General features: G+C 57.7%; 18 protein-coding genes. 8 read left to right on the forward strand and 10 right to left on the reverse strand.

All coding sequences use genetic code 11. The annotated features are described in order from the left end of the window. On the reverse strand, positions 1–631 hold a 631-nt coding region (locus WBM93_RS13485; protein WP_424432381.1), incomplete at its 3' end, for a radical SAM protein. Positions 632–864: 233 nt separating this feature from the next. Here WBM93_RS13485 and WBM93_RS13490 point away from each other — a divergent pair. Beyond that, entirely contained in the window at positions 865–1,275 is a 411-nt protein-coding gene (locus WBM93_RS13490) for a DUF1761 domain-containing protein (protein ID WP_424432382.1), read from the forward strand. Between the two features lie 31 nt (positions 1,276–1,306). Here WBM93_RS13490 and WBM93_RS13495 read toward each other — a convergent pair whose 3' ends face one another. The 6 genes from WBM93_RS13495 to WBM93_RS13520 form a co-directional block, all read right to left on the reverse strand. Further along, on the reverse strand, positions 1,307–2,026 hold the full coding sequence (locus WBM93_RS13495; RefSeq protein WP_424432383.1) for an esterase/lipase family protein: 720 nt from the start codon (positions 2,024–2,026) through the stop codon (positions 1,307–1,309). Positions 2,027–2,102: 76 nt separating this feature from the next. Next, positions 2,103–3,164, reverse strand: coding sequence for a potassium channel family protein (locus WBM93_RS13500; protein ID WP_424432384.1), 1,062 nt, complete (start codon positions 3,162–3,164; stop codon positions 2,103–2,105). A gap of 4 nt (positions 3,165–3,168) precedes the next feature. After that, the gene (locus WBM93_RS13505) at positions 3,169–4,218 is read right to left on the reverse strand and encodes a peptidoglycan DD-metalloendopeptidase family protein (protein ID WP_424432385.1); all 1,050 of its coding nucleotides are present in this window, start codon (positions 4,216–4,218) and stop codon (positions 3,169–3,171) included. Between the two features lie 110 nt (positions 4,219–4,328). Next, positions 4,329–5,093: a 5'/3'-nucleotidase SurE gene (surE, locus tag WBM93_RS13510; RefSeq protein ID WP_424432386.1), complete on the reverse strand. Its 765-nt coding sequence runs from the start codon at positions 5,091–5,093 to the stop codon at positions 4,329–4,331. Next, positions 5,093–6,373 carry a serine--tRNA ligase gene (gene serS / locus WBM93_RS13515; RefSeq protein WP_424432387.1) on the reverse strand — a complete coding sequence of 427 codons (1,281 nt, stop codon included), beginning with the start codon at positions 6,371–6,373 and terminating at the stop codon, positions 5,093–5,095. The genes surE and serS overlap by 1 nt, the downstream gene beginning before the upstream one ends. A gap of 103 nt (positions 6,374–6,476) precedes the next feature. Next, complete coding sequence (locus tag WBM93_RS13520) at positions 6,477–6,569, reverse strand: PEP-CTERM sorting domain-containing protein (protein WP_424432388.1); 93 nt, start codon at positions 6,567–6,569, stop codon at positions 6,477–6,479. A gap of 4 nt (positions 6,570–6,573) precedes the next feature. Between WBM93_RS13520 and WBM93_RS13525 the strand changes: the two genes are divergently transcribed. The 5 genes from WBM93_RS13525 (at position 6,574) to WBM93_RS13545 (ending at position 10,260) form a co-directional block, all read left to right on the forward strand. Beyond that, the gene (locus WBM93_RS13525; RefSeq protein ID WP_424432389.1) at positions 6,574–6,843 is read left to right on the forward strand and encodes a hypothetical protein; all 270 of its coding nucleotides are present in this window, start codon (positions 6,574–6,576) and stop codon (positions 6,841–6,843) included. A gap of 93 nt (positions 6,844–6,936) precedes the next feature. Further along, positions 6,937–7,299 carry a hypothetical protein gene (locus WBM93_RS13530; RefSeq protein ID WP_424432390.1) on the forward strand — a complete coding sequence of 121 codons (363 nt, stop codon included), beginning with the start codon at positions 6,937–6,939 and terminating at the stop codon, positions 7,297–7,299. A gap of 762 nt (positions 7,300–8,061) precedes the next feature. Then, the gene (gene dksA, locus WBM93_RS13535; RefSeq protein ID WP_424432391.1) at positions 8,062–8,529 is read left to right on the forward strand and encodes an RNA polymerase-binding protein DksA; all 468 of its coding nucleotides are present in this window, start codon (positions 8,062–8,064) and stop codon (positions 8,527–8,529) included. Positions 8,530–8,720: 191 nt separating this feature from the next. After that, positions 8,721–9,131: a PilZ domain-containing protein gene (locus tag WBM93_RS13540; RefSeq protein WP_424432392.1), complete on the forward strand. Its 411-nt coding sequence runs from the start codon at positions 8,721–8,723 to the stop codon at positions 9,129–9,131. 88 nt (positions 9,132–9,219) lie between these two features. After that, complete coding sequence (locus WBM93_RS13545; protein ID WP_424432393.1) at positions 9,220–10,260, forward strand: CaiB/BaiF CoA transferase family protein; 1,041 nt, start codon at positions 9,220–9,222, stop codon at positions 10,258–10,260. Here the strand turns inward: WBM93_RS13545 and WBM93_RS13550 are convergent. Genes WBM93_RS13550 through WBM93_RS13560 form a run of 3 tightly spaced genes read right to left on the reverse strand, consistent with a single transcriptional unit; the run spans position 10,218 to position 13,359 of the window. Next, positions 10,218–10,979 carry a LytR/AlgR family response regulator transcription factor gene (locus tag WBM93_RS13550; protein WP_424432394.1) on the reverse strand — a complete coding sequence of 254 codons (762 nt, stop codon included), beginning with the start codon at positions 10,977–10,979 and terminating at the stop codon, positions 10,218–10,220. The genes WBM93_RS13545 and WBM93_RS13550 overlap by 43 nt on opposite strands. Before the next feature lie 2 nt (positions 10,980–10,981). Continuing rightward, positions 10,982–12,157: a sensor histidine kinase gene (locus tag WBM93_RS13555; RefSeq protein ID WP_424432395.1), complete on the reverse strand. Its 1,176-nt coding sequence runs from the start codon at positions 12,155–12,157 to the stop codon at positions 10,982–10,984. Continuing rightward, positions 12,154–13,359, reverse strand: a complete 1,206-nt coding sequence (locus WBM93_RS13560) for a DUF2891 domain-containing protein (RefSeq protein WP_424432396.1) — start codon at positions 13,357–13,359, stop codon at positions 12,154–12,156. The genes WBM93_RS13555 and WBM93_RS13560 overlap by 4 nt, the downstream gene beginning before the upstream one ends. A 38-nt stretch (positions 13,360–13,397) precedes the next feature. Between WBM93_RS13560 and WBM93_RS13565 the strand changes: the two genes are divergently transcribed. Continuing rightward, entirely contained in the window at positions 13,398–14,831 is a 1,434-nt protein-coding gene (locus WBM93_RS13565; protein ID WP_424432397.1) for an MATE family efflux transporter, read from the forward strand. Positions 14,832–15,157: 326 nt separating this feature from the next. Beyond that, positions 15,158–16,282 carry a cell wall hydrolase gene (locus WBM93_RS13570; RefSeq protein ID WP_424432398.1) on the forward strand — a complete coding sequence of 375 codons (1,125 nt, stop codon included), beginning with the start codon at positions 15,158–15,160 and terminating at the stop codon, positions 16,280–16,282. Positions 16,283–16,329: the final 47 nt, after the last annotated feature.

Genomic DNA, 16,329 nt, shown 5'->3' on the forward strand with positions numbered 1-16,329 from the left:
GCTGATGGCGGATATCGACGCCGTAAGCCGAGGTGTCCTGGCTGATCACCAGCAGTTCCTTGGTACCCGCCTCGACCAGCTTCTCCGCTTCGCGCAGGATCGCGTCGGGACGGCGGGACACAAGGTCACCGCGCAGGCTGGGGATGATGCAGAAGGAACAGCGATGGTTGCAGCCCTCGGAGATCTTGAGATAGCTGTAGTGGCGCGGGGTCAGCTTGAGACCCGCCCCCATATCCCGGCGCGGCACCAGGTCGACAAACGCGCCGCGCGCTGCCGGAGCCGCCGCATGGACCGCGGTGACGACATCCTCATATTGATGCGCGCCGGTAACCGCGAGCACATCGGGGAAGCGCTTCATGATCACGTCGGCCTCGTTGCCCATGCAGCCGGTGACGATCACCCGGCCATTCTCGGCCCTCGCCTCGCCAATCGCCTCGAGGCTCTCCTCCTTGGCGCTGTCGAGAAAACCGCAGGTGTTGACCAGCACAACGTCGGCGCCGGCATAGTCGGGCGACAGGTCATAGCCGTCGGAGCGCAGCTGGGTCAGGATGCGCTCGCTGTCGACCAGGGCCTTGGGACAGCCGAGCGAGACCATGCCCACTTTGGGCGGAGAAGGAATTTGGGTTGCCATATCGGGCGGCCTTTAAGCGCGTTTTGCCGGCGAGTCACCAAAAGATCGCGATGCCCCGGCATTGGACTCCGGCGCAGGCCGGAGTCCATCTCGTGTCATCGCCTCCGTTCACACCGGCAGGTGGAGTCAGGCCATCGCCGCCAAAGACCTCGATTCATTGCCGAAACACTCGAATTCCGCTATGGCGACGACGACCCTGGCCTGCGCCGGGGAACAATCTGTGGGAGGGTGGAATGAATATCTTTGATGTAAACTGGATTGCGGTCGTTGTGGCTGCGCTGGCGGGCTTTCTGGTCGGCGGCATCTGGTACGGGCCGGTGATGGGCAAAAAATGGATGGGCGCGGTCGGGTTGACCGAGGAGCAGATCAAAGAGGGCAGCATGGGCAAGATCTATGGCGGGGCGTTCGCGTTCAGCCTGGTCGCGTCCTGGACACTGGCCCATACTTTCGCGACCTACGCGGCGGACCTCGATTTCGGCGTGAAGGTGCTGACCGCCTTTGGCGTGGCATTGGGGTTCATCGTGCCGGCGATCGGCACCAACTATCTGTTCTCGCAAAAGAGCAAGACCCTGTTCTTCATCGACGCGGGCTACTGGCTGCTCTTCTATACCGCTATGGGTGTGGTCCACGCCTGGCTGGGTTAGCGGCCCGGACGGACCCTGCCGCCGGGCGGGTTCAGGCGCGCCCGGCGAGCGTGTCGGCGATGATCCGCCAGACCTTGGGGTTGAAACCCATGCTCAGATGCCCGCCATCGACGCGGATATTGCGGGCCTGGGGATTGTAGATATCCCTGGCGATCTCGGGGCCGACGATGCCGTCACGGTCGGAATAAAGCACGGTGAGCGGCTGGTCGAAGCCGATGCTGTTGCGCTGGTGAACCTCGCGCTCGAACTGGTCGAGCCTGATATCGGCGGACCGGGCGTAGCGCTGGCCCGGAGTGGTATATTTGGGGCCACCGATGATCGGGGTGCCCATGGTGATCACCTCGCGGACCAGATGGGGCGACAGGCGAGCGGCTTCGCGGGCGATGATCCCGCCGAGCGACCAGCCGATCAGGGTAAACGGCTGCTCGCCATTGGCGGCAAAGCGCGCTTCCGCAACGTCGGTGAAGCGCGCGACATCGCGATCCACCGAGCCCTGGTTGCGGCCGAGCGACCAGTCGGCGACGTCATAGTTGATTCGCCCCAGAAAACCCTCCAGCGGGCGCATCGACAATTCGCTGCCGCCATAGCCGGGGATCAGATAGACCGGCCGGCCATCGCCGCGCGGTGCGGTGACAAGGCGCGGCCATTGCAGGCCAAAGCGCATCAGATCCAGCGGCAGGGTGAGTTCGCCCAGCTGCGCCAGTCTGTGCGGTGGACGCAGCCCGGTGGGCATTGGTATCGTGTCGGCCATCAGAAAACTCCATCAACAAGCTTTCAAGATAGGGCTTTATCTCGCAGGTGCAACATGAACTTGGGAACAGGGGGTGTCAGGCGTCTTCGGGGACCGGCGTCTCTACTCCGTTGCCCGGGATGATCTCGACAATGATGTCGCCGGCTTCGAGCTTCTGCGCTTCGGTTTCCCAAAAGCCAATCACCGTGTCGCCCCGGTAGATGCGCACACCCAGCGCGGTGCCGACAACTTCGCTCATCGCCATTCCGACTTCATCCTCGGTCACCGACCGCTGGACCAGCTTTACCCGGCCGGTCGCCGAGGCGAGGTCGCTGAGATAGTCCGAAATCTTGGCCCCTTCGCAGCTTCCGGCGAGCAGGAGCCCTGCGAAACTGACGGGATTGATAACCGTGGTCGCACCGGCCTGCCGCGCCAGCAATTCATTGTCCGCCGCCTTGATCGATACACTGATCGGCAGATGATAAGCGAGATGCCGGGCGGTGAGTACGATCAGGATGCTGGTGTCGTCTCGCCCTGCCGAAACAATCATCGAACGCGCACGCGATATTTTCACATTCATCAACGCATTGTCACGCGTAGCATCACCGTTGATCACCGCGCAGCCAAGCTTCTCCGCCAGCGACAAGGCGTCGTCCGATGTGTCGATCACGACAATCTCTTCCGGCTTTGTACCGCGTGCGAGCAGCTCCTGCACGGCTTCGCTGCCGCTTGTGCCAAAGCCGGCGATCACGATATGGTCGTGCAAGTTGCTTTGAATCAGTTTCATGCGCCAATTGTCCCAGGTTCGTTTGAAAACAAAATTATAGGCCGTGCCGACAAAGATTAGCACGACGAAGATGCGAATAGGAGTCACAACCAGCGCGTCAAACATCCGCGCCCGTTCGGTGACCGGGGCGATGTCGCCATAGCCGGTGGTAGTGATGGAGATCATTGTGAAATAGACGACGTCAAGAAAACTGACATCGCCGTCATAGCTATCCTGAAGGCCATTGCGGTCGAAATAATGCACCGACACGGCCATCCCGATAAGGCCGAGCACGAAGGCGACGCGCCATGCAATATCCGCCCAGATCGGCAGACTCGAACGCCGCCGCAGGGTGAAATAGTCAGAGATTTTACGTTGCGTTTTCCTTGCCATGATTTCAGCCGCGTTTCGGCAGATGGATTTTCGGATCAACCGGCTTGCGATCCTTGCGGATCTCGAAATGCAGTTGCGATTCCTGCACATAACCGCTTTCGCCGGCGAGGCCGATAACCTGGCCAGCCTTTACCTTCTGGCCTCGCGTCACGTTGAGCTTGTCGGCGTGGCCGTAGGCAGTGACCCAGCCGGATCCATGGTTGATCAGGATCAACCCGCCGAACACGCCGATTTCATCGCCGCTATAGGCGACCACCCCATCGGCAGAAGCGTGGATCGGTGTACCTTTGGGGACGCCGATGTTGACGCCATCATTGACCTTGCCGCCGCCTTTGCTGCCGAAACTGGAAATAACCGCGCCTTCCACCGGCCATATGAACCGTCCGGAGAAGCTCCCCGGTGTAGCGATAGCTGTGTTGGGTGCTATGGTTTTCCGCCAGTCGGATGGCTCTTTGGCAGCAGCCCCGTCGGCCAGCGCTGGCTGGCCGCCGGTAACAATATCGTCAATATCCAGATCGAAGGCAGCCGCACGTTGCTCGATACTCAAATTTGCTGGATCCCTGGGTGCCGATGCGGGCAGCAGCAGCTTCTGCCCCACGCGGAGGATATAGGGTTCCTCAAGAGCGTTCAGCGCCACCACTTCGCGCCATTGCGCCCCGTAGGCGCGGGCGATCGCGATACCGGTTTCACCCGCATTGACGGCATGATAGCGCCCGCCGGTAATTTTGAGCCGCTGGCCGGGTTGAATGACATAGGGCTCGACCAGTCCGTTGGAGATCGCAATGATCTGCGATCCCGCGCCAGTCTGGTTGGCAATCCCGCGTAACGTATCCCCCGGCTGCACAATATAGATTCCTGATGCCACGTTCTTGGCCCTGGCCGTTACGGGAACAGCTTGCCAAGACGAACGCGGCGCCTGTGTCGGCATAGTGCCGAGAACGGCCGGATTCGTAGCCAGTTGAGGCGGCTCGGGCGGTGCTGCATAGTCATCGCGGCCCGGAGGAATGCAGGCGGTGACAGCCAGCAGCAATATCAGGATCGCAATGTGACGCATATCTGACCCCATTAACCTCTTCCTCGTGCTGATCGCTAATAGCAGCAAAACCGCAGCTTGCCAGCCCTGCTCGCCCAAGCATAGCGAATTCGGAGCGCGGCGGCTCGTGATCAGCGGTAAAGTTTTTTCAGCCCATCCATCGAATCATAGTGGGTCAGATCCAAATGGAGCGGCGTGATCGAGACGTAGCCGTCGGCGATTGCTTCCAGATCGGTGCTGTGCGCAGGCGTTTCCACCATCGGCCCAAGGCCGAACCAATGATATTCAAAGCCGCGTGGATCGCGGTTGCTGACGATTTGCAGGCGGCCGTAGTCCCGGATGCCTTGCGAGACGACCTGCACACCCTTTACTTCGCTCGCCGGGAGCGCCGGGAAATTGATGTTCACCAATGTCCGGTGGTCCATCCGTTGCTTGATCAGAGGTCGCAACACCCGTTCACCCCATTGCACAGCGGCATCAAACGGCACATCGGCACCCATGTCTCCTCGGGCATAGGCCTGGCTGAGCGCGATCGACGGGATTCCCGCCAATGCACCTTCCATGGCCGCCGAAACGGTGCCCGAATAGGTGACATCCTCACCCAGATTGGCACCTCGATTGACGCCGGACAATATCAGGTCAGGCGGTCCGTCTTTCATGATCTTCGCGACCGCCATCATCACGCTGTCTGTGGGTGTGCCATCGACCGAATATTGCTGATCACCGCGCTTGCGGATCCGCAGAGGCCGGGTGATTGTCAACGAGTGGCCGGCTCCCGAATTCTCGTCCGACGGCGCGACAATCCAGATGTCGTTGGAAAAATGCTGCGCGATATCTAGCAGGATTTTCATGCCTGGGGCGTCGAAACCGTCATCGTTAGTCAATAATATCCGCATCAGGCTGGCTCCAGTTTTTCGATGCCGGCCATATAGGGTAGCAAGGCTGGCGGAATAGTGACGGAGCCGTCCGCTTGCTGATAATTTTCGAGGATCGCGACCAGCGTACGACCGACGGCCAGCCCCGAACCGTTGAGCGTGTGGACAAATCTGGTCCCTTTTTCCTCTCCCTCGGGGCGGAACCGCGCATTCATCCGACGCGCCTGATATTCACCGCAGGTCGAAATGCTCGAAATCTCGCGATAGGTGTCCTGCCCCGGTAGCCAGACTTCCAGATCATATGTTTTGCGAGCCGTTGCGCCCATATCACCCGTACATAGCAGCATTTTGCGATAGGGCAGTTCGAGCGCCTTCAGTATCGATTCTGCGGCTTCGGTCATCCGTTCATGCTCGGCATCGCTATGGTCGGGATGGACGATGGCGACCATTTCAACTTTTTCAAACTGATGCTGACGGATCAGGCCTTTCGTATCCTTGCCAGCAGACCCGGCTTCGCTGCGGAAACAGGGAGTAAGAGCGGTCAACCGGATCGGCAGTTGCGCTTCGTCCAATATCTGCCCGTGAACGCTGTTGGTCAGGCTGACCTCTGCGGTCGGGATCAGCCAGTGGCCATCAGTAGTCTGAAACGAATCCTCGGAAAATTTCGGTAGCTGGCCTGTGCCGAACATTGCATGGTCTCTGACCAGCACGGGCGGCGCGCATTCCTCAAAGCCATTTGTCATAGTCTGCTGATCAAGCATGAACTGACCGATCGCCCGCTGCAGCCGTGCCATCTGACCGCGCAGGAAGGCAAAACGGGAACCGGACATCGCGGCCGCCGTTTCAAAATCCAGACCCAGCGCCGGACCGATATCGCTATGTTCGCGAGCGGTGAAGTCGAAAACGCGCGGCTCGCCCCAACGGCCAATCTTGACATTGTCATCTTCATCTGCCCCAAGCGGGACGCCATCGGCCGGCAAATTGGGCAGTGCGGCGAGAATATCCTGCAAACGGCCTGAAGCCTCGCGCTCCTTGTCTTCGATCCCGGGCAGTTTACTCTTCAGATCGGCGACTTCTGTCATCAGCGCCTGCGCCGTTTCCTCGTCGCCCTCGCCCTTGGCTTTCCCGATCGCCTTGGATGCCTCGTTGCGGCGTGCCTGCCCGTCCTGAAGCTGCGTTTTCAACGCCCGGCTTTGCTCATCCAGTGCCAGTATTTGTGCAGCGACGGCTTCGACACCACGCTTCGCTAGCGCAGCGTCAAAATCTTCCGGATTGTCGCGAATATATTTTATGTCATGCATGACCAGAGCCTATGCCGACCGTCTGTTTCAGTTGCAAGACTGCAAAGAAAAAAGCGGCCAGAATGCTCCAGCCGCTTTTCAAGATTATTGGGGTTTGGTTTGCCTAGGCGGCGATTGCCTTTTTGGCCTTGCGGCGACGGGCAAATAGGGCCGCTGCTGCTGCCCCGAAAAGCAGGACGATTGGTGGTGCCGGCACTTCGGTGCCGCCTGTCGATCCGCCAGTACTGCCACCCGAAGAGGAGCTTGAGCTGCTGCTCGACGAACTGGAACTGGAGGAGCTGCCCGACGAACCGGTGGACGAGCTGTTGCCTCCAAAACTAGAAGACCCACCCGTTGCTCCCGACGAACTGCTGGTGGAACTGCCGCCCGAGCTCGAGGAAGACGAGCTGGAACTACCCGATGAACCTGAACTGCCGGACGAACCCGAACTGCCCGAGGAACCGTTGGAGCCACCACCGGAAGAGCCATAACCTCCGGAGGAACCATGCCCTCCCGAGGAACCATGTCCTCCCGAGGAACCGTGCCCACCCGACGAACCATGCCCGCCTGAAGATCCACCGGGCTTGCCCGGTTTACCTGGTTTGCCGCCTGACGACGCGTCACCACCACTGGAACTGGATGAACTGCTGGATGAGCTGCTGGACGAACTTGACGAAGACGAACTGCTGCCTCCCGTGGAGGTGCTCGTTGAACCGCCGGTACTGGTAACGCCGCCGGTCGATGTACTTGTGGAACCACCGCTCGTCGAGCTGCCACCGGAAGACGTGCTAGTTGACCCGCCGCTGCTGGTCGAGGATATCACGATGCTGCCGCCACTGGACCCGGTACTGCCGCCAAAAAAGCCGCCAAAAAAGCCGCCGCCGATTCCGCCGCCATATCCGCCGCTGCCGCCAACCACGACGGGTACCGAGCCGCCACCGTCATAGATCGGTGGCGCCGGCGGGATATAAGGAGGTATCGGAAGCGGGATAGGTTGTGCTGCCGGAGTCTGGGCAATCGTGACCACTGTCGGTTGGCAAGCTGTCACCGTTTTGGTCACAGTACGCCGCGTACGTTTGATCTTGCGAGCGGGCTCGCCTTTCCTGACCATACGAGCGCGAACCGGCTGCTTCTTGGTGAGTTTCTTCACATAGGGTGCCGAGGGCGCTTCTGACACATGAACTGCGCCGCCGCCAATTAGTGCCCCGCCGCAAGTGCAAGCGCATAATTTTGCTAAAGCCATCCGTACCGACATAATATCATCTCTCTTCCGCTGTGGAGGCGATCAGTGAGCCCGCAATCAATCGCTGGCTTTCCTTTTCGCCTTCCCGACACACATCAGAAACGCAGAAGATCTCATAAACTACAATTGCGTTAACCCTGTTTCCCTATCCAAAACGGCAAAAAACCTTAGCCGCTTGTGTCTAACCACGGTTAATGTCCCGAATTGGAACCATTGGAGATGCCATTGTTGCAAAAGGCTGAAGAAATCCGCAAATTCTCATGCGGGGATTGCGTCAGGTCATATTCGGTTCACGGGCTGTTGAATATACAGCGATCGAGGTTTTGATGTCCGAAGTTTTCCCATTTTAGGATTATTGAAATATCAGCAATTTTGCGCCTTGTTTCCGGCAAGTGTGCTCGGTATAGGCCCGCCGTGTAACTGGTTTCAGCCTCCCGGATTCGGGTAGGGCAGATGTTTGGAGAGTATGTTGGCATCCTCGGTGAAAAAAGCATCAGCAAAAAATCGCGCGAATGGCGCAGATCCGGTCCTCGCAGACGGCTACGAACCGAGCGAAGACGAAGATTTTATGAACGAGCTTCAACTCGCTTTTTTCAGGCAGGCCCTGAAAAAATGGAAACAGGAAATCATCGAAGAATCCAAAGAAACTCTGGCGCATTTGCAGGATGGCCCGATTCAGGAAGCTGACCTGAACGACCGGGCATCGAGCGAAACCGACTGGGGGCTGGAGCTGAGAACCCGCGACCGCCAACGCAAGCTGACGTCCAAAATCGACGCGGCATTACGGCGGATTGACGAAGGCGAATATGGCTATTGCCAGGTCACCGGCGAACAAATTTCGCTCGATCGGCTGAAGGCCCGGCCGATAGCCACAATGACCGTCGAAGCTCAGGAAGCGCACGAACGGAACGAGAAAATCTCGCGCGATCAGTAGTAAAAGTTGCTGCCCTGACGCAAAAATTAACATTTCCGCTGACTTAAGGGCGAAACTCTCGCCCGAAACCGATCAATAGAGCACTTGTCTTGTCCGAAAATAAATCCGGACATTAACCAAATTTGCACCTTTTCCGCCCTATTCCTTGCGTTGCGACACATGCTTTTACATTTATCGACTGCGGGAAGCTTATGAAAGAAACATTCGACGATAGTCTGAAAATGAACAGTCAGGCGGTGGATCACCCGAAGCGCCAGCTCGACCGTGACAGTCTGTTTCTGACAGCATCGCTTCGCTTCGTTGACGGAGACGACTGCGGCGAAGTGCGGATTCGCAATCTGTCGGCAGGCGGTCTGATGGCAGAAGCACCAGTATTCGCCAAACGGGGCGACAATGTTCAAATCGAACTCCGCAATATTGGTCGTATCGCCGGTCACGTTGCTTGGGTAGCCCAAGGCAGATTCGGCATCGCATTTGATCATCCGATCGACCCGAAGCTGGCAAGAAAGCCCGTTGGTCAGACAAAATCGGACGTACCCCGCCATCTGCGTCGACAAGCCAAACAATTTCTGCCGTTGCGGCATGGAGAGCCTCCTCGTTAGGCTGCAGCGCAAATTTCGACATTAAGCTTGCTTAGAATTCTTTCCCTGCATAGGACCTGTTAATCAGACGATTAAACAGGAGCAAGGCATGGCAGGGCCACTAGACGGTATCAATATCATCGAGTTTGCCGGGATCGGTCCCGGACCTTTTTGCGGCATGATGCTTGCAGATCAGGGCGCCAATGTCACCGTTCTCCATCGTCCAGGCAAAGCCCCTGATCCACGCCTTGCGCTTTCCCGCTCCCGCAAATTGGTCGAGGTCGATCTGAAGTCGGCCGAGGGGATTGAAATGGCCCGCAAACTGCTGAGAGACGCAGACGGATTGATCGAGGGATTCCGCCCCGGTGTAATGGAGCGGCTCGGGCTGGGTCCGGATGTGTTGCTGGCGGACAATCCAGGCCTGGTCTACGGCCGGATGACGGGTTGGGGACAATATGGGCCTCTCGCCTCCGCAGCAGGGCATGACATCAACTATATTTCAATTTCCGGCGCCTTGCATGCGTTCGGGCGTGCTGGCGAAAAACCCACGCCGCCGATCAATATGGTTGGCGATTTTGGCGGCGGCGGAATGTTGCTCGCGCTTGGTATGGTGTCCGCTCTTCTCCACGCCAAAACCGGAGGCACCGGTCAGGTTGTCGACTGTGCAATGACCGACGGTTCTGCCGCATTGATGGCGATGATTTTCGACTTTCACAATCTGGGTCAATGGAAAGACGAGCGGGGCGTTAATCTGTTGGACACCGGAGCGCATTTTTACGACAGCTACGAGACGTCCGATGGCAAATTTATCTCGATCGGATCAATCGAACCGCAATTTTATGCACAGCTTCGGCAAGTAGCCGGCTTCGCCGAAGATTCCGACTTCGACGCACAGATGGATCCGGGGCAATGGCCCGCTCTGAAGGACAAATTGACAAGGTTGTTCAAAACCAGGACCCGCGCCCAATGGTGCGACCTGATGGAAGGAACGGACATCTGCTTTGCGCCTGTCCTGTCGCTGGCGGAAGCCAAGAACCATCCTCACAATGTCGCAAGACAGACTTTTGTCGATGTAGGTGGCATGCAGCAACCGGCTCCGGCGCCGCGCTATTCGGTGACCGTTTCGGATCCGCCCAAGCGTCCTGCTTGACCAGTGCCGATGACCCTGTCTGCATAGCGGGGACCAATCGACAACTGGCTGCCGTCCTGCAGAATTACAAATTTTTTGCGCCCTTTTTTGCGCACTTCTGCGATGCAATCGCGCCGGACAATCGCTGAACGGTGAACGCGGACAAAAAGGTTGTCCGGCAGTTGCTTTTCGAGCGAACGCATCGATTGATGCAACAGATAACTGCGACCGCGTAAATATAGCCGCATATAGTCCCGTTCCGCTTCAACCCATTCAATATCGGACGCGATCAGCTGCAGTGATCCTGTGCCATCCTGTACCCAAAGCGGTTGAGCGATTTCCGGTTGCTGGTCGATGCGCGTACGCGCCAGATTGACTATGGCGCGTTCGACCGCCTCCCGTAACTGGACCTCCTTGACCGGTTTCAGAAGATAATCAGTGACTTCTAACCGGAACGCCTGAACCGCATATTTATTGTGCGCGGTCGTAAAAATAATCTGCGGTATCCGCGCCAAGCCCTCGCAATATTCTGCGACTTCCAGTCCCGACAAATCGGGCATGTCGACGTCGAGCAACAGGATATCGGGTTCCAGTTGCCTGATTTTTTCAAGCGCCTGATGGCCGCCATCAGCCAGATCCATGTTCCCGAAAAGGCCGGTTCGCTGGCACAGTGCCTTGAGGCGGGAACGGGCGAGCGGTTCGTCATCGACGATCAAGACCGATGGTAGCCTTGTCGCCATGTTCAGATATCCTGAAAAATCAGGGATGGATCCGGCAGGACGATCGTAGCGATGGCCATACCTTCCCTGTCATTGGCCAACAGCAACGAGGCATTCTGACCATATAGTGCTCTCAACCGGTCCTCGATGTTGGTGAGGCCGGTCCCTGTCCCGGCATTGCGACCATGACTTAAACCAGCAGGCCCCTGCACTCTGCCATCATTCGCGATACTGATGCGCAAACGGTCGCCCTCCCGCTGTGCCGAGATGATAATATTGACCGGCCGGTCTGTTGCCGAAACACCGTATTTGACGGCGTTTTCAATCAGCGGCTGGATGATCAATGCCGGTATGCTCCATCCGTTTGCGGCCGGATCGATGGTGACCGTATAGCGCAGCCGATCCGGAAAACGCATCCGTTCAATCTCGAGATAGCGTACCTGTTGCGCAATTTCCTGTTCGACCGGCACCATGTCCTGGGCTCCATCGGTCAACACGGCGCGCATGTAATCAGCCAGATCATCCACCAGTTTTTCAGCCTGTTCGTTGTTCTGATCGATGATCAGACTGCTCACTGAATTGAGCGCATTGAAGACGAAATGCGGGTTCAACTGGTAGCGCAGTGCCCGCAATTCGCTTTCCCGGTTCAACTGCTCCAGTTGTCTGCTGTGGGCCATCATCCGCTGTAGATCCTGACTATGGGCTAGGGCCAGATACAGAGCTCCCCAGCTCGCCAATATGAAATAGCGGGTAAACGCTTCGTCCAGGACATAGGCCCAGTCGAATGTAACCAAATTTACTGGATCAAGCAGATAGGAGAAGTCGAGCATTGCGGCATCATGATCAAAGATGATCTGGTCGAGGATCGCGATGTATATGGCCAGGAAGATGGTCGGCAAAGTAAGCATGAATATCGCTGTCCCCATGCCGTTGCGCCGCACCGCGATGAGCAACCGGTATAGCAGCCAAGTGACAGCGATACAGACGCTGGTCATCAATATGCGCTGGAAGAACAACGCATCTGCATTGTCCTGCGTCCTGTACAGGACGCGGCTCGTGACAAACACGAAATAGGCGCCCCATATGCCGAACATCGACTTGATTGCCAGACCCTGATTGACCGGAAACAACCGGTCGAGCAGCGAGCGGGTCCGGACCCCGGCATCTTGTGCCAGATCGCGGGCAGATTCGAGCTTCACGAAGCCGGATTGCTGTCGCTAGCGTCAATTCCCCTCCCGGTGCGCCAATAAGTCGCGAAACTCGCCAGCCAGTGGCTGCCGGAATAATGCGGCGTGCGCACAGATGCCTCGCCGGACTCGCCGTGCAGGGTAGCTGATGCGAGAAGCGAGGCGCGGCGCTTGTCATTGGCTGGAAGTGCTGAAGCCATGCCTTCAAGCGCCCACGCGCGCGAAAGATTGAGGCCGTCAAGATGCACCAGTTTGCCATCGGTCGGGTCGTTGACGATGCCGATAGCCAGCCAGTCGCCGCTACCATCGACCGGAATCCCGGGCAGGAAATCCGATAGCCAAGTGGCATATTCACCCTCATCCATCACCCGCCGCATCAGATCGGCAACCATCAGGCAGGATGACAGGAAGTCCTCCCCCGAAGGTTCGTAAGCCATCGGACAATTTTGGTCTTTGCGATGAAAACCCAATGCCTTGTTGCGCACTAGACTGGCCATTCCGTCGTCGCCACTGCGCTCGGCCCAGTCGAGAAATAGTCCGAAAGCAAAAGCTGACTGGTTGTGGGTTCCCAGCCGGATGGGATAGGCCAGTTTCGGCAGCCAGCCCTTGATGTTGGTCACGATCACCGCTTCAAGCGGCTCCAGTCGAGCGAGCCAAGCCTTTGCCTTCTCGGCTTTACCCCCCTCGCCAGCCGCAATCTCGCGCAGTTCGGTGGTCAGCTGCAGGAACCATGCGATTCCATAAGGCCGCTCGAACCCCTTGCGGTCGTCACCGTTAAAATATGCCAATTCGCCGGCAATTTTTTCTTCCGTGAAATTCGCTGCAAGGGCTGCGGCTATCTCCTCATCCATCTCGGGAACCAGGCCCAGCCCCCACAAGCGGGTGAGCAACCAATGACCGTGAACGGCGCTATGCCAATCATAACAACCGTAGAATACGGGTGTCAGCTTTGCCGGTTCCGCAATATCGACCGTGCTGTTCAAAACATGGCTGATCTTGTTGGGATATTGTTTGTTAATGCAGTTGAGCGCTATCCGCGCGAACGCATGTTCCGCTTTACGGGGTGTCAGACTGTTGTCGGCCGGGTCGGGCGCGACATTTTTGCGTTCGAAAACACCGCGTTCTTGAGACGGCTGTGCTTTATCGTCCTCCGCAACAGAGCAACTTGCCAGTATCGCGATCATCAGTGCGGCTATCGCTTTTCTATAGACCATCTAACGCCCTCCAAAGATCATTTTTCATTAGAGATGAATTGACCCGTTGGCAAAAGGCTATAGGGCAAAAAATCTCTTCCGCCATTGCCAGTTTCGGCCAGGCGATTTGCAGTGGAACAGAAAAAGTCGCGACACAACCCGCCATATTCCTGACCGGCAGCCCGTTACGGCATATCGCCACGATGTCCCTGACCGCCAGCATCGGCCTGTTGACGATGTTCATTGTCGACTTTGTCGATCTGCTCTACATCGCGCAGCTCGGCGACAGCGCGCTGACCGCGGCCATGGGTTTTGCCGCCACCGTTCTGTTTTTCGGCACAGCGTTCCATATCGGTCTGATGATCGCCACCAGCGCGCTTGCCGCCCGCCATATCGGCCAGGGCGATCCCGAGCAGGCGGGGCGCTATCTGACCAATATTCTGGTGCTCAGCCTGATGCTGATCGTGCCACTGGCTTTGTTGTTTTTCGTTTTTGCACCCGACATTCTGGAACTGGCCGGCGCCGACGGGGCAGCCAATCGTGCAGCCACTGATTATATCCGTATCTTCGCCCCGTTCATGCCTTTCAGCGTCGTTGCCATGGTCTGCTCCGGCTTCCTGCGCGCCCACGGTGCGGCGCGGCTTGCAATGAACGTCACGCTCAGCATGGGCATCACCAATGCCATTCTCGACCCGATTTTCATCTTCGGTTTCGACTGGGGCATGCAGGGTGCGGCGGTTGCCAGCGCTTGCGCAGCCGTTGTTTCGGCGATGTTTGCAATTTTGCCGGTCGTCAAGCGCTACGGCGGTTTCAATCGCTTTGCCCTACCCCATTTTCGGGAAGATATGTACCCGATCATGAGGATCCTGATCCCCGCAATCCTGACCAATATTGCCACTCCGATCGGCGGATTCATTTCCTACCGGTTCATCGCCGACTATTCCGATGATGTGATCGCCGGATTTGCGGTCGTCGGCAGGGTCGTGCCGGTAGCCTTTTGCCTGCTGTTCTCGCTTTCCGGCGCCGTAGGACCGATCATCGGCCAGAATTTCGGCGCACTGAAATTTGACCGAATTCGCATAACCATCAAGCAGGCGACCTTGTTCGCGTTAGCTTACACTCTCGTCATCTGGCCGATCCTGTACCTCCTGAGCGATCCGATCAGCGACGCATTCCAGCTTGCCGGCGAAGGACGCCATGTGTTCTGGCTATTTGCCGCTTTGCTGACTCCCCTTTTCTTCTTCAACGGCATGCTGTTCATCGGTAACGCCGCCTGCAACAATCTCGGTCGGCCAGCTTGGTCGACGCTCATGAACTGGCTGCGCAACACGCTCGGGCTTGTCCCTTTTCTGTGGCTCGGCCGCGAATATTACGGGCTCGACGGGATTGTGATGGGTCCGTCCTTCGGCGGCATAATCTTCGGCATGATTGGATATATGGTTGCCCAATATCTGGTGAATATGCGGGAACGGCGAGCCGCGTTAACCAGTTAATTTGTCTCCAAACCGCGTCCCGCGATGGAACAGCGTGTTTTTGCTCCGCGCGAAGTTGATAAAAATCGACTATATCCCGCGTGATCCGCCCGACAGGGCCTAATCAGGTAATTTGAGAATCTGTGCGCGTTCCTCCACCCTATGTCCCGCAACTTAGCGGTCATATTCCCGATTACGGACAAGGTAACTGCGCTGCGGGCGCGTTAACCACGATTGGCAAGAAGTCAGTCGCCACAGAAACGACCGAGCCTGCGAAATTTATAAACGCCTCATCAGGTCCGGCACATCGCCAATTCTTACTGAGACTGACCCTTCGCGAACGGATATTGACCGCGTTTATTCTGATCGGGCTGATCCTTATTCCGACAACCATGCCGCAAGCCAGCGTCGATGCGCAGCGATTCAACCCCGGTGATCCAGGATTGCAATCGGTCGAAAGGGCCGAAGATAATTTTGCCGGTTCGGCCTTTTATTTCATCGATACCGATTACGCGATCCCGCAAAATTATCGCGGAATCGGCATCGATCCGTTCGCGGAACCGGGAACCGGTTCGATCAACGGCATGTCGGACATGGACCAAAATGATCGTGATCGGGCGTCCGCGGCGCATCACATCCGGCCAACCGCTTTCCGTGGTTCCGCGATCGACGATAGCCGGGCGCTGCACTGTTTGACCCAGGCGATCTACTACGAAGCCGGGATGGAACCGGACGCCGGTCAGCGCGGGGTTGCGCAGGTCATATTGAACCGCGTCCGCCATCCGAGCTATCCGGGCACGGTGTGTGGCGTCGTTTATCAGGGCAGCGAGCGGAGAACGGGTTGCCAGTTTACCTATACATGCGACGGTTCGTTGCGCCGCAAACCTGCACGTTTTCATTGGGAGCGCGCCAAAAAGGTCGCGGTTGAAGCACTGGCAGGCACGAGCTTTACCACTGTCGGTACCGCTACCCATTATCATGCAACCTATGTCTATCCCTATTGGGCTCCAAGCTTGCGGTTTCTCGGGACGGTCGGCGCGCATCGATTCTACAGCTGGAAAGGCAATGCTGGCAAGGCCAGTGCCTTTAGCCAGAGATATCGCGGCGGCGAACCGTTGCCGGCGCCGAAACCACGCCGCCATGATGCGACCTACGACAATAGCGCGGCTTCCTCTCTCGATCCGATTGCGCTGGAACAAGCCTATGAATCGGGCCGGCGCAAAGCCGAGGCCGAAGCCGCCCAGTCCGAGAAAATGGCTGCATTGGCAGCCGACAACGCACGCCGCCATGATCGGCCCGCTCCGGCTGCAGATGTAAACGCTCCGCGAACCTATCAGGCACCCAATTACAGCAGGGAAGCAAAAGCCAAGGGGGGTGACAGTGCCTTCGCCGGACAAAAGCTTCCCGACGTCAGCCAGATCAAGCCCGAGTTCCGCAACAGCGGCAGCTGGAAGAACAAGCCCGGAAGCTAGGCCAGAGCGGTCGGTTTTCCGATAGTTTCGCTCGCAACCAACAACGA

Origin of the sequence: Parasphingorhabdus sp. (assembly GCF_049667325.1) — a bacterium.
Lineage (GTDB): Bacteria > Pseudomonadota > Alphaproteobacteria > Sphingomonadales > Sphingomonadaceae > Parasphingorhabdus.

Excerpts from the sequence above, each read along its gene's own strand:
- WBM93_RS13490 (WP_424432382.1), top strand. The coding sequence starts at position 865 with ATGAATATCTTTGATGTAAACTGGATTGCGGTCGTTGTGGCTGCGCTG.
- WBM93_RS13495 (WP_424432383.1), bottom strand. The coding sequence starts at position 2,026 with ATGGCCGACACGATACCAATGCCCACCGGGCTGCGTCCACCGCACAGA.
- WBM93_RS13500 (WP_424432384.1), bottom strand. The coding sequence starts at position 3,164 with ATGGCAAGGAAAACGCAACGTAAAATCTCTGACTATTTCACCCTGCGG.
- WBM93_RS13505 (WP_424432385.1), bottom strand. The coding sequence starts at position 4,218 with ATGCGTCACATTGCGATCCTGATATTGCTGCTGGCTGTCACCGCCTGC.
- surE (WP_424432386.1), bottom strand. The coding sequence starts at position 5,093 with ATGCGGATATTATTGACTAACGATGACGGTTTCGACGCCCCAGGCATG.
- serS (WP_424432387.1), bottom strand. The coding sequence starts at position 6,373 with ATGCATGACATAAAATATATTCGCGACAATCCGGAAGATTTTGACGCT.
- dksA (WP_424432391.1), top strand. The coding sequence starts at position 8,062 with ATGTTGGCATCCTCGGTGAAAAAAGCATCAGCAAAAAATCGCGCGAAT.
- WBM93_RS13540 (WP_424432392.1), top strand. The coding sequence starts at position 8,721 with ATGAAAGAAACATTCGACGATAGTCTGAAAATGAACAGTCAGGCGGTG.
- WBM93_RS13545 (WP_424432393.1), top strand. The coding sequence starts at position 9,220 with ATGGCAGGGCCACTAGACGGTATCAATATCATCGAGTTTGCCGGGATC.
- WBM93_RS13550 (WP_424432394.1), bottom strand. The coding sequence starts at position 10,979 with ATGGCGACAAGGCTACCATCGGTCTTGATCGTCGATGACGAACCGCTC.
- WBM93_RS13560 (WP_424432396.1), bottom strand. The coding sequence starts at position 13,359 with ATGGTCTATAGAAAAGCGATAGCCGCACTGATGATCGCGATACTGGCA.